This is a genomic window from Streptococcus sp. 3.1 (assembly GCF_016648915.1).
In the GTDB taxonomy this organism is placed as follows: Bacteria; Bacillota; Bacilli; order Lactobacillales; family Streptococcaceae; genus Streptococcus; species Streptococcus salivarius_E.
This window is the reverse complement of sequence record NZ_JACLQV010000005.1, coordinates 135,378-148,085: the sequence shown is the minus strand read 5'-3', so window position 1 is coordinate 148,085 and position 12,708 is coordinate 135,378. Positions and strand designations below refer to the sequence as shown.

At 42.4% G+C, this 12,708-nt stretch carries 13 protein-coding genes and 1 pseudogene; 12 read left to right on the top strand and 2 right to left on the bottom strand.

Features of this window, described 5'->3' with window-relative positions; all coding sequences use genetic code 11:
* Nucleotides 1-155 precede the first annotated feature (155 nt).
* The 11 genes from alsS to H7U02_RS04710 all read left to right on the top strand — a co-directional run bounded on the left by alsS (nucleotide 156) and on the right by H7U02_RS04710 (nucleotide 10,503).
* Complete coding sequence (gene alsS, locus H7U02_RS04760; RefSeq protein ID WP_021146813.1) at nucleotides 156-1,832, top strand: acetolactate synthase AlsS; 1,677 nt, start codon at nucleotides 156-158, stop codon at nucleotides 1,830-1,832.
* Nucleotides 1,833-1,847: 15 nt separating this feature from the next.
* Nucleotides 1,848-2,567 (top strand): acetolactate decarboxylase, encoded by a 720-nt coding sequence (gene budA / locus H7U02_RS04755; protein WP_073689341.1) that lies wholly within the window; start codon nucleotides 1,848-1,850, stop codon nucleotides 2,565-2,567.
* Nucleotides 2,568-2,729: 162 nt separating this feature from the next.
* Entirely contained in the window at nucleotides 2,730-3,179 is a 450-nt protein-coding gene (locus H7U02_RS04750; RefSeq protein WP_073689342.1) for a MarR family winged helix-turn-helix transcriptional regulator, read from the top strand.
* A gap of 18 nt (nucleotides 3,180-3,197) precedes the next feature.
* Nucleotides 3,198-4,052, top strand: a complete 855-nt coding sequence (locus H7U02_RS04745; protein ID WP_201042879.1) for an SDR family oxidoreductase — start codon at nucleotides 3,198-3,200, stop codon at nucleotides 4,050-4,052.
* Entirely contained in the window at nucleotides 4,045-4,773 is a 729-nt protein-coding gene (locus tag H7U02_RS04740; RefSeq protein ID WP_201042877.1) for an ABC transporter ATP-binding protein, read from the top strand. Before H7U02_RS04745 ends, H7U02_RS04740 begins: the two co-directional genes overlap by 8 nt.
* Nucleotides 4,766-6,286 carry an ABC transporter permease/substrate-binding protein gene (locus tag H7U02_RS04735; protein WP_201042875.1) on the top strand — a complete coding sequence of 507 codons (1,521 nt, stop codon included), beginning with the start codon at nucleotides 4,766-4,768 and terminating at the stop codon, nucleotides 6,284-6,286. Before H7U02_RS04740 ends, H7U02_RS04735 begins: the two co-directional genes overlap by 8 nt.
* 110 nt (nucleotides 6,287-6,396) lie before the next feature.
* Nucleotides 6,397-7,197: a PhzF family phenazine biosynthesis protein gene (locus tag H7U02_RS04730; protein ID WP_201042872.1), complete on the top strand. Its 801-nt coding sequence runs from the start codon at nucleotides 6,397-6,399 to the stop codon at nucleotides 7,195-7,197.
* A gap of 313 nt (nucleotides 7,198-7,510) precedes the next feature.
* Nucleotides 7,511-8,113 (top strand): ECF transporter S component, encoded by a 603-nt coding sequence (locus tag H7U02_RS04725; protein ID WP_201042870.1) that lies wholly within the window; start codon nucleotides 7,511-7,513, stop codon nucleotides 8,111-8,113.
* Nucleotides 8,113-8,904 (top strand): energy-coupling factor transporter transmembrane component T, encoded by a 792-nt coding sequence (locus H7U02_RS04720; RefSeq protein ID WP_173014509.1) that lies wholly within the window; start codon nucleotides 8,113-8,115, stop codon nucleotides 8,902-8,904. The genes H7U02_RS04725 and H7U02_RS04720 overlap by 1 nt, the downstream gene beginning before the upstream one ends.
* Nucleotides 8,880-9,716, top strand: a complete 837-nt coding sequence (locus H7U02_RS04715) for an ABC transporter ATP-binding protein (RefSeq protein ID WP_201042868.1) — start codon at nucleotides 8,880-8,882, stop codon at nucleotides 9,714-9,716. Before H7U02_RS04720 ends, H7U02_RS04715 begins: the two co-directional genes overlap by 25 nt.
* On the top strand, nucleotides 9,703-10,503 hold the full coding sequence (locus H7U02_RS04710) for an energy-coupling factor ABC transporter ATP-binding protein (protein WP_049527185.1): 801 nt from the start codon (nucleotides 9,703-9,705) through the stop codon (nucleotides 10,501-10,503). Before H7U02_RS04715 ends, H7U02_RS04710 begins: the two co-directional genes overlap by 14 nt.
* Before the next feature lie 155 nt (nucleotides 10,504-10,658).
* On the opposite strand, the gene H7U02_RS04705 is transcribed toward H7U02_RS04710, so the two are convergent.
* The gene (locus H7U02_RS04705) at nucleotides 10,659-11,285 is read right to left on the bottom strand and encodes an IS6 family transposase (RefSeq protein WP_049554290.1); all 627 of its coding nucleotides are present in this window, start codon (nucleotides 11,283-11,285) and stop codon (nucleotides 10,659-10,661) included.
* Between the two features lie 39 nt (nucleotides 11,286-11,324).
* On the opposite strand from H7U02_RS04705, the pseudogene pnuC reads away from it, so the two are divergent.
* A pseudogene (gene pnuC, locus H7U02_RS04700) lies at nucleotides 11,325-11,648 on the top strand (nicotinamide riboside transporter PnuC); the annotation flags it as partial.
* A 578-nt stretch (nucleotides 11,649-12,226) separates the two neighbouring features.
* Here pnuC and H7U02_RS04690 read toward each other — a convergent pair.
* On the bottom strand, nucleotides 12,227-12,697 hold the full coding sequence (locus tag H7U02_RS04690) for an HXXEE domain-containing protein (RefSeq protein ID WP_049527176.1): 471 nt from the start codon (nucleotides 12,695-12,697) through the stop codon (nucleotides 12,227-12,229).
* Nucleotides 12,698-12,708: the final 11 nt, after the last annotated feature.

Sequence of the window (12,708 nt, the reverse complement as noted above, 5' to 3'; positions counted from 1 at the left end):
TTTTTTCACAAGATTGTCTGAAAACTGTGCTATAATGATAATAGAATTGTGAAGTGATAAAAGTTTGTGAAAAAACGAGCAGACTTTGACACTTTGTGACTTATACTTGAAAGGAAAATTGGCTCTATCATTTTAGGGCCAGAAGGACTGTGTTCATGTCAGAAGAAAAGCAATTGTATGGTGCGGATTTAGTGGTTGATAGTTTGATCAACCATGATGTTGATTATGTCTTTGGGATTCCAGGTGCAAAAATCGATAGGGTTTTTGATACTTTGGAAGATAAGGGACCTGAATTGATTGTTGCCCGTCATGAGCAAAATGCTGCTTTTATGGCTCAAGGTGTTGGACGTATCACAGGGAAACCCGGTGTAGTATTGGTAACATCTGGTCCAGGTGTCTCAAATTTGGCTACTGGATTGGTAACAGCGACAGATGAAGGAGATCCTGTCCTTGCTATTGGTGGTCAGGTTAAGCGTGCAGATCTTTTGAAACGTGCCCATCAATCAATGAATAACGTTGCTATGCTTGAACCGATTACCAAGTATGCTGCTGAAGTACATGATGCTAATACCCTTTCTGAAACGGTTGCTAATGCCTATCGCCATGCTAAGTCAGGGAAACCGGGTGCAAGCTTTATTTCAATTCCTCAAGACGTGACTGATGCTCCGGTCAGTGTTAAGGCTATCAAGCCTATGACGGATCCAAAACTTGGTTCAGCATCTGTTTCTGATATTAACTATCTCGCACAGGCGATAAAAAATGCCGTATTGCCAGTCTTACTTTTAGGGAACGGTGCTTCATCAGAAGCTGTAACTTACTCTATTCGCCAGATTTTGAAACATGTTAAATTACCAGTTGTTGAAACTTTCCAAGGTGCTGGTATCGTGTCACGTGACCTTGAAGAGGATACTTTCTTTGGTCGTGTAGGTCTTTTCCGTAACCAACCGGGGGACATGTTGCTTAAGAAGTCGGACTTGATTATTGCCATTGGTTATGACCCAATTGAGTATGAAGCACGTAACTGGAATGCTGAAATTTCAGCACGTATTATCGTAATTGATGTTGAACCTGCTGAGGTGGATACTTACTTCCAGCCAGAACGTGAATTGATTGGCAATGTAGAAGCAACTTTAGACTTGCTCTTGCCAGCTATTCAAGGCTACAAATTACCTGAAGGATCAGTTGAATATCTAAAAGGGTTAAAAAATACAGTCGTCGAAGATGTTAAATTTGACCGTCAGCCTGAAGAAGGTACCGTACATCCACTCGATTTAATTGAAGTTTTACAAGAACAAACGGATGATGATATGACAGTTACCGTTGACGTTGGTAGTCACTATATCTGGATGGCTCGTTATTTCAAATCTTATGAACCACGTCATTTGCTTTTCTCAAATGGGATGCAAACTTTGGGGGTTGCTCTTCCGTGGGCCATCTCTGCAGCTTTGGTTCGTCCTAAGACAAAAGTCATTTCTGTTTCTGGTGACGGTGGTTTCCTCTTCTCAGCACAAGAATTGGAGACAGCAGTTCGATTGAAATTGCCAATTGTTCATATTATCTGGAACGATGGCCATTACAATATGGTGGAATTCCAGGAAGAAATGAAGTACGGTCGTTCATCAGGGGTTGACTTTGGTCCAGTTGATTTTGTAAAATATGCTGAGAGCTTTGGAGCGAAAGGTTATCGTGCAACAAGTAAAGAGGAGTTTTCTAGCTTGCTCCAAGAAGCCTTGGCTCAAGCTGTAGATGGACCAGTCCTTATTGATGTTCCAATCGACTATAAAGATAATATTAAACTCGGCGAAACTATTTTGCCAGATGAATTTTACTAAAAAGAGGGTGTAGACATGTCTGAAGCCATAAAATTATTTCAATATAATACTTTGGGAGCCTTGATGGCTGGGCTTTATGGAGGTACTTTAACAGTTGGTGAATTGTTGGAGCATGGAGACTTGGGTCTTGGAACATTAGATTCTATTGATGGGGAGTTGATTGTTCTTGATGGTAAAGCCTATCAAGCTAAAGGCTCTGAAGGTAAAGTCGAAGTGGTAGAAGTTTCTCCAGATGAAAAAGTTCCCTATGCAGCAGTCGTACCTCACCAAGCTGAAGTTATCTTCCGTCAACGTTTTGAAATGACTGATAAAGAACTTGAGGATCGTATTGAATCTTACTATGATGGGGTTAATCTCTTCCGTTCCATCAAGATTAAAGGGCATTTTAAACACATGCATGTCCGCATGATACCTAAGTCTACTCCTGATACGAAATTTGCTGAAGTTGCGACTCATCAACCAGAGTATGAATCTGATAATATTTCAGGTACCATCGTTGGGATTTGGACACCAGAAATGTTCCACGGTGTGAGCGTGGCTGGCTATCATTTACATTTTATATCAGATGATTTATCATTTGGTGGGCATGTCATGGACTTTATTATTGACAATGGTATAGTTGAAGTCGGTCCAGTTGACCAACTCGATCAACGTTTCCCAGTTCAAGACCGTCAGTATCTCTTTGCTAAATTCAATGTCGATGAGATGCGTGAAGATATTACCAAGGCTGAATAAAATATTTTAAAGATATCAATCGATTATAGTTAGAACTTTCCTAGATGATTAGGAAAGTTTTTTTGTTTTTATAATTATTTCGATATCGAATTAGTTGACAGATGTAACGAACAGTGATACAATGACTGTGATATTTCGATATAGAAATAAAAAGGAGACAAAATGGACAAGATGCAAGGGGGCTACCAAGCTTTACAGATACGTTTGTTGAACGGGCGTATCTTTCAAAAACTCTTGAGCAAGGAACCAGATGCTCAATACAGAAGTGAACAAGGGAAAATTTTAACAGTCTTATGGCAAAAAGAGCAAGGCAGGGCAACTGCAACTGATATTGCTCTAGCGACGGGACTAGCTAATAACACATTGACTAGCATGATAAAGAAGTTGGTCGAGCAAGGCTTGGTTAAGATTGAACAGAGTGACCAGGACAAGCGCAAGAAGTTTGTAGTCTTGACGGAATTAGGTTGGGCGCAAAAAGAAATTGGAGATCGCGTCAGTCAGGAACTGGGAGAGATATTCTACCAAGGCTTTTCGGATAACGAAATCCAAGAATTTGAGGCCTATCAAGAGCGTATAATCTCAAATCTAAAAGCTAAAGAGAATGACATCTAGGGAAAGGAAGCAACAGTTATGATTGGAATTACAGGTGTAACAGGGAAATTAGGTTCCTATGTGGCTGATCTTGTCGATAAAAAAGGAATCGCTTCAGTCCATCTAGCAAGAAGCCCAGAGCGTGCAAAAGTTTACGCGTCTGCGGAAATCCGTAGAATGTCGTATACAAATACTCCAAAAGTGGTTGAGGCCTTGGAGGAGATTGATATCTTGTTGATGGTCTCTGCTCGGGAAAATCGAGATCGTGTCAAGGAGCACAAGGACTTTTTAGATGCTGCAAAACTAGCAGGGGTGCAACATATCGTTTATACTTCTTTTTATGGGGCAGATGAGAAGGCAACTTTCACTTTGTCTCGAGATCATGCCCAGACGGAAGCCTATATCAAGGATTTAGGGTTCACCTATACTTTTTTGAGAGATAATTTTTACTTGGATTTCTTGATTGATCTTTCACTTGAAAATGGAGAAATTCGTGGTCCGGCCGGCAGTGGCCTTGTGTCAGCTGTTGCCCGTAAGGACACATCTAGGGTTGCAGCAGAGATTCTTTTAAATCCTAAGGAGTGGGAAAATCAAACCTTGAATCTGACAGGGCCAGAGGATCTTTCCATGGAAGAAATCGTAGCGCTTCTCTCAAAAGAGACCGGTGAAGCCATCGCGTATGTGGATGAAACAGTAGAAGAAGCATATGAGTCACGGAAAAAATGGCCAGCACAAACTTGGGAGTACGATGCCTGGGTCAGCACCTATACAGCGATTAAAGTTGGGGAAAAAGCTGGGGTTTCAACAGATATCGAAAAAGTTCTAGGACATCCGGCAAGTAGCCTATTGGATACTCTTAGAGACAGAAAACTTATTGAGGAAGAATATGATTGAATATAAAAATGTAGTCCTGCGCTACACGGATACAGACATTTTAAAAGATGTCAATCTCCATATTGAAGACGGAGAATTCATGGTGCTAGTGGGTCCTTCAGGATCTGGAAAAACCACCATGATCAAGATGATCAATCGTCTTTTGGAGCCGACAGATGGCAATATTTATATGGACGGAAAACGCATCAAGGACTATGATGAACGAGAGTTACGTCTTTCTACTGGTTATGTTTTGCAGGCCATTGCTCTCTTTCCAAATCTAACTGTCGCTGAGAATATTGCTTTAATTCCAGAGATGAAAGGGTGGACTAAAAGCCAAATAGCCTCTAAAACAGAAGAACTCTTGGACAAGGTAGGTCTGCCTGCTGCAGAGTATGCAAATCGCAAGCCAAGTGAGTTATCTGGTGGGGAGCAACAACGGATTGGAATTGTGCGGGCCATCATTGGAGAACCAAAGATTCTATTGATGGACGAGCCCTTTTCAGCCTTGGATGCCATTTCTCGCAAACAGCTACAGGCTCTTACCAAAGACTTGCACAAGGAGTTCGGCATGACCACTATCTTTGTTACACACGATACCGATGAAGCCTTGAAATTAGGCGATCGGATTGCGGTGCTACAAGAAGGAGAGATTGTGCAGGTGGCGGATTCTGAGACCATTCTAGCCCAACCTGCCAACGACTTTGTGGCAGATTTGTTTGGAGGTGCTCACCATGTCTAAACTACTTACAACCTTTCAAGAACGCTTTGGGGACTGGCTCACTGCACTGGCGCAACATTTGCAACTGTCATTACTGACCCTTCTCCTTGCGATTTTTCTGGCGGTCCCTCTGGCTATTTATTTAAGTACACGCAAGAGAGCCAGCAACTGGGTTTTACAGGTGGCTGGGATCTTCCAGACTATTCCTTCCATGGCCCTTTTGGGCCTCTTCATTCCCATCATGGGAATTGGAACACTTCCGGCCTTGACAGCTCTCGTCATCTATGCCATTTTCCCCATCCTTCAAAATACCATCACCGGTTTACAGGGAATTGATCCAAGCCTTGAAGAAGCGGGGGTTGCCTTTGGGATGACCAAGTGGGAGCGTTTGAAGAAATTTGAGATTCCCTTGGCCATGCCCGTCATCATGTCTGGGATTCGAACAGCAGCTGTGATGATTATCGGGACGGCTACTCTAGCCGCCTTGATTGGAGCAGGAGGACTCGGTTCCTTTATCCTTCTAGGGATTGACCGCAATAATGCCAGTCTGATTTTGATCGGTGCCCTGTCTTCAGCCTTCTTGGCCATCGCCTTTAACCTTCTTCTCAAATGGATGGAAAAGGCTAAATTGCGGACCATCTTTGTGGCTTTTGCGGTAATGGTTATCGGATTGGGAGTATCTTATACACCAAGTTTTCTTCCCAAACCTGAAAAAGAAAATCTGGTCATCGCTGGGAAGTTAGGTCCTGAACCGGAAATTCTAGCCAATATGTACAAGATTTTGATCGAAGAAAACACGGACATGACAGTGACTGTTAAACCAAATTTTGGCAAGACCACCTTCCTCTATGAAGCTCTGAAAAAAGGGGATATTGATATCTATCCAGAGTTTACAGGAACCGTGACCGAAAGTCTTCTCAAGCCGGCGCCGCAAGTCGACCATGATCCAGAAGCAGTCTATCAAGCGGCTCGAGATGGGATCAAGCGACAAGACAACCTGGCCTTGCTCAAACCCATGGCTTATCAGAATACCTATGCTGTCGCGGTGCCTAAGAATATTGCCCAAGAGTATGGCCTCAAGACAATTTCAGATTTGAAAAAGGTGGAAGGACAACTCAAGGCAGGATTTACGCTAGAGTTTAATGATCGAGAGGATGGGAACAAGGGCTTGCAGAAAATCTATGGTCTTAATCTACAAGTCTCCACCATGGAGCCAGCCCTTCGCTACCAGGCGATCCAGTCTGGTGAAATCCAGATAACAGATGCCTACTCAACGGATGCTGAGCTTGCTCGCTATGACCTTGTGGCCCTAGAGGATGACAAACAACTCTTCCCGCCATATCAAGGGGCTCCCCTCATGAAAGAAGCTCTTCTTAAGAAACATCCAGAATTGGAAGGCATTCTAAACAAGTTAGCTGGTAAAATCACAGCAGAGCAAATGAGCCAGATGAACTACCAAGTGGGAGTAGAAGGTAAACCGGCTGCCCAAGTCGCACATGATTTCTTAGTAAAAGAAGGTGTTATTAAGAAATAATGGAAAATTTGCACAAAAAGTAACTTTTTAAATAACTTTTTTAGTTACTATTTGTCTGTTTTCTATCCTATTTTCAGATATAATAAAGATAACAAATTAAGGAGCCCTTCATGCCAATTAGTCAATTTACGATTTCACAATTTATCGTTGATGCTTTTACAGATACTGTTTTTAAAGGAAACCCGGCTGCTGTTTGTCTTCTGGACGAATGGTTGTCGGATAATACCTTACAGAATATTGCCAAAGAAAACAATCTCTCTGAGACAGCTTTTACGGTTAAAAGGAACGGCTATTACGATTTACGTTGGTTTACTCCCGGTGGAGAAATCGATTTGTGTGGTCATGCTACTTTAGCAACTGCTTTTGTTCTCTTTCAATTTATAGAAGTGGATGTTGATAGTCTAACCTTTACAACTCAGAGTGGGGAGCTTTTGGTAACCAAAAGAGGAGAGCTATATGAGCTGAATTTCCCAGTTTACTCGATGCACCAAGTTCCAGTAACAAGTGAGATGGAAGAAGCAATCGGTATTCGTCCGCTTGAAGCGTGGCTGGGAAGAGACCTAGTGTGTATCCTCCCTCATGAAAATGATGTCATTGCTGCGACTCCAGATTTTGATAAAGTTAAAGCATTAGATGGCTTACTCCTAAATATCACAGCTAAAGGTAAAAACTATGATACTGTTACACGTAGTTTTGCACCAAAATTAACAGTCATGGAGGATCCAGTTTGTGGTTCTGGTCATTGTCATGTCATTCCCTTATGGGCTAATAAGTTAGGACAAGAAGAATTTAGAGCTTATCAAGCCTCTAAGAGAAGTGGTCATCTTATTTGTCGTCTTGAAGGAGACAGGATTTACCTTGCAGGAAAAGCCGCCCTCTATAGCCGTGGCGAGATTTATGTGACAGACTAGATGCTGTCTTGTTAAAAAAGGAAGTATAAGCAATAACGATTAAAGTCATTATAGAAACAAAAGATGTCTAGCTGAGCTAGGCATTTTAAATTATTTCATATTTCTTGAAGAATTTTCAGAAAAGACTTGACAATTTTGAAAATAAGCGTATGATATAGAGTATGAACTTAGAAATAGTAATTTTACTATATTAATCTATGTCGACTACGGTTGGTATTGTGAAAAGACTAAATAGTTCTATTAACTATTCTATAGAGCGTTGCGTCCGAAAGTCATTCCTGACACGGCTCTTTAAAAACAAAAGGAGAAGATTATGAAAACAGAACCGATTCGTCGTACCAGTATGTGGAAATTTAAGTTAAGTGCTTCCACCATGACTTTGATTCCCGCTGCCGTGGGGATTAACTATGTTGCCAAAGCCTTGGCGGAGGGGTTAAAGTTGCCCGTTTGGCTGGGGTCTTTGGGAACCTTTCTTGCCAGCATGTTGGCTGGGCCGGTTGCCGGTGCCATCAGTGGTTTCATCAACAACGTGATCTATGGGCTGACCTTATCGCCAATTTCAACCGTGTATGCGATTACCAGCATCGGAATTGGGATTGCTGTCGGAGTTTTGCACGCCAATGGGTGGTTCTCGTCAGCGCGACGAGTATTTGTTTCTGCTATTATTATTGCCTTCGTTTCAGCTGTCATTTCAACGCCACTCAACGTCATCTTTTGGGGTGGTCAGACCGGTATCGCTTGGGGTGACTCATTGTTTGCGGTAATGGTCGCCAATCATGTACCAGTGTGGCTGGCCTCATTTACCGATGAGTTTGTCTTGGATATTTTGGATAAAGTCTGCGTGGCCTACCTGGCATTCTTCATCTATCGTCAGCTGCCGAAGCGGATGGTGCACTTCTTTAGCGGTGATAAATGATGACTGATCAAACATTGATTTCTGGAGCGCCACGGGTCAAGCTCAAGTGGTACCAGGTGATCGATCCGATTACTAAGCTCTTGTTCATCTTGGACATGACGTTGTTGAGCTTTACCAGTATGAATTTATTGCTTCAGGCCGGATTAATTCTTGTCGCAACACTGCTATTGTTATTTTCCAAATTGAGTTCTACCATCTTTAAGGCGCTGGGATTCAGCCTGTTTCTGATTTGCACCATGCTGATCATCCAAGGGTTATTTTACAGTCGGAATCAAACTGTGCTGTTTTCTGTGCTTGGGGTGTCGTTCTACAAAGAAGGCCTGATTTACGCCACCACTCTGGGTTGTCGAGTATTGGTGATTATTTTGACCAGTGGCTTTTTTATGGTGACCACGAGTATTTCAGAAAACGCGGCCTATTTGGAACTGTCCGGATTGTCTTATAAAACTGTCTACGTTCTGATGTCGGTGTGTTATATTTTACCGGAAATGATGCGCAATATGCGGAAAATCCAGCAGGCTCAAAAAGTTCGCGGAACCAATCCGCAAAAAACGTTGATTCAGAAATTAAAGTCAGTCCTGCCGGTTCTAATTCCATTGGTGATTAAGACCTTGGATCAATCGATGGCGCGGTCGATTTCTCTCCAACTGAGAGGTTTTGATAATCTCAACCGGACTGTCAGAACCTCCCAGCGCGTGTATCGCCTGTCGCGGACGCTGCACATTGGTCTGACTGGATTGGCAATTTTATTGATTGGGTGGAAGATATGGACGAAGATAAACGGATTGTAATTGAAAATTTGACTACCCGTTATCCGGGTACTGAGCAACCACAACTGCGTCAGATTAACGCGGAGGTTCATACCGGCCAGGTGGTTGGGATTATCGGGAATAGCCACTCCGGCAAATCGACTTTGTGCCATGTGCTAGCAGGGGTCATTCCCAAAATTATGTCTGCTGAGATTGAGGGCGACTGGCACATGTTTGGCCAGCGAGTGTCCGACAATTGGCCCGTTTATAATGCCATGAATGGAGTTGTACTGCAAAATCCAGCTGGCCAACTAAGCGGGTTGGCAGACACGGTTGCCGATGAAATCGCCTTTGACTTGATTAATCAGGGAATGGCTGAAGGACTGATTCAAAAACGGGTTGAAGAAGTTGCCACGCAAATGGGGCTGATTGAACAGCTGAATTTGCGTCCCGAGAGCCTTTCCGGTGGTCAGAGCCAGCGGTTGGCAATTGCCACGGCGATTGCGGCTAACCCGGCTGTTTTGATTATGGATGATCCGACCAGTCAGATGGATCCCCTTGGCCGCCGACAATTTTTCCAATGGCTGGCCCAAGTCAAAGAGACGACTGTCTTCATTGTCACCAGTGAAATTGACGATTTGTGCGAAGTCGCCGACGTTGTGTGGGTGCTGCACGAGGGTCAAATGGTAGCCCAGGGCAGGCCGGGTGAGGTGTTTAATCATTTGGCAGCTGACTGGCAGATTCCAGCCCCGACAATCCAGCAACTTGCTCAAAAAATGGATTGGCACTTGGCTGATGGCCGGTATCCGGTGAATGACGCTGAACTGAAGGAGGTTTTTTATGCCCACAATTGAACTGAACCACCTGACGTTCACTTATCCGGAACGGTCCTTTAGCTTGGATGTTGAAGACAAACACTTCGCCGATCCGATGGTGGCGATTGTCGGCCAAAATGGTGCCGGCAAATCAACGCTCTTCAAATTGTTGACGGGCTTGCTGACACCACAAACCGGTGTGATTAAGATCGATGGAGAAAATTTTAATGATCTTAAACCAGTCGAAAAGTTACTGAAGGTTGGGATTACTTTTCAGAATCCTGACGATCAGCTTTTCAACCCGACCGTTCAACGAGAGGTGGAGTGGAGTGTCGCGCAGGTCATGGATGACCACGACACGATTACGAGGCGGGCTTTAGCTGCTCTAAAAAGAGTTGGCTTGGATGATAAAACAGCTGAAAGTCCATATGACCTGTCATTGTCGGAACGCAAGCTGTTGAGCGTTGCCACAGTTTTGGCAGTGGATCCGGCGATTTATTTATTTGATGAGCCGATGATGTCGCTTGATTGGGAAAGCCGGCGCAAGTTGACCGCAATTTTCCATCAGTTGGCTGATTCGGGCCACCAAGTTGTGACCATCACCCATGACATGGATTGGGTCGCCGCCGAGTTTGAGTCGGTGTATGTTATGGAACACGGGAAGTTTGGCTTCGCCGGCAGTCCACGGGAATTGTTCAGCGATCACGAACTTGTCCAGCGAGTGGGATTACTACCACCGCGGATTATGGACATAGCGGAGTCGCTGGGTGATTCACAGACATATTTATCGGTTAATGATTATTGCCAGAAAAATCGAGATGTATAGAAAAAGTCACCTCTGCGGGTTTTCCAGGTTGAAGGATTAACTTCAGCTTCTGGCAAGAACTCACATGGGTGACTTTTGTGTTTAATAACGTTTCATGATCATCGGGTGCTTCCTCAGATCACTCGGTTTGATTTTACTTTGTTTCATGGTCATAATCATATACCATTTCTTCGGTTCTTTTTATATATTCCTCGAATGGTCTCCATCCCCTTAATCGTGGATGAGGCAGTCCGGAGACTTCGATAAAATTTATTCCGTCGCTTAATTGGCCTATGATCTTGTTCTATTAAATTGTTCAGATACTTCACAGTTCGATTTTCTGTTTTGGTGTATAATCCGTTTCTCTGTAACTTTCTAAATGCAGATCCTATAGGGGGTGCTTTATCTGTTACGATGACTCTAGGTTGTCCAAATTGTTTATGGAGTCGCTTTAAGAAAGCATACGCCGCCTGAGTATCTCGTTTCTTTTGTAACCAGATATCCAATGTTAAACCGTCCGCATCAATCGCTCGATAGAGATAATGCCAACGCCCCTTAATTTTGATATAGGTTTCATCCATTTTCCACGAATAGAAGGACTGTTTATTTTTCTTTTTCCAGAGATGATAGAGGATTATACTGTATTCTTGAACCCACCGATAAATCGTAGTGTGACAAACATTTATTCCACGGTCATAAAGCAATTCCTGAACTTCACGATAGCTCAGATTGTAACGTAGGTAATAACCAACAGCGACAATGATGACGTCTTGTTGGAATTGTTTGCCTTTAAAATGATTCATCTCTCAAGCCTTACTAACCTTTTTTCTGCTCTTTGAGAAGCTGAAGGTCGTGCCAGTAACTATCTCTTTGGTTTGATCAATTCCGTCATTTATCTTGTGCTTGCCCTTCAAAAAGGCTTCTACGGTGAGGTTTTGACAACTCTCTATTTCACCATCATGCAGCCGATTGGTCTCTTGGTTTGGATTTATCAAGCCCAATTCAAAAAAGAACAGCAGGAATTTGTTGCTCGTAAATTGGATACGGTTGGATGGACCAAGTACCTATCAATTAGTATACTTTGGTGGTTAACCTTTGGTTTCATTTACCTTATCAACAGTCTCGTTGGTTGGTACCAATGGAGTAAGGCAGCTAAGAAAGCTTAGTACTTATGTTTATCAATTAATAAGAGGATCCAGTAGGGTCCTCTTTTTGAGTTTATTTCTCTTATGTAGAAGCTAGTGACGATGCTTATCACATTTAGAATAAAGATAGTAATGTACGTTTACCTAAATCCTTAAAAAGACCTAGATTGGTACTCTAGGCCTTTTTGTATTGTATTATAGAAATGAGAATTACATGTTATTGGAATAGATAGAGCCAAACATATAGCAAAAAAGTAATAATCAAGTCAATCACAAAACGAATTTGGTGGTGTGATTTGTTGAAATTTTTGTTATTTTGACCATTCAGGAGGGCGCCCCCGCAAATTGTCGAGCTAGCAAATAGCCATATATAAAATGCTAAGGTACGATTAACCATAACATGGAGAAGGGCTAAGATACCAAGAATGGCACCAATTATGATAAATCCAGTTCCTAAACTTTTTTGCCTTTTAGAATAGCTGATACAGCTGCAGCAAGATGAATCAGGACAAAATCAAGGGCTAAGAAGACTGTGATGATGCTAAAGATGAGATAAAGCGACATAGATGTTTCCTTTCTTAAATATGATTGCCTGAATGCTATTTTTTATGACTGATTTTATTAAGAATCATAAATGATACTACAAGATTTAAAACGATAACCAATAAGGTAAATAGAGAGTAACCATAAAGTATAATTGGAAATTCATTTTTGATATTGCATAGAGTAAACAAACTCGTTAGAATTCCCGTCAACAATCCAGGCACATATTTTCGAATAACGATTGTCTGAATCAGATGTCCTAAGACATGGTAGATATAAGCGATTATGGTGCTTGCGTAAATGCTATAGTTGTTAAACTGGTAACTAAGATATAGCGACGTCATTAGGATCAGAAATTGCTCCAAGACAATGGTATTGAAAGCAAAAGGTGTGTAATAAGAAAGGATTTGATTGTTTGGATACTGGGGTGATATTTTTTTGATAAAGGATGGCATCCAAACGATTTCTTCAAGTTCGTGAAGCATGAATAGGGCTGGAAAAAGAAAATAAAATTGCACGATGGACATTGAAGACACGC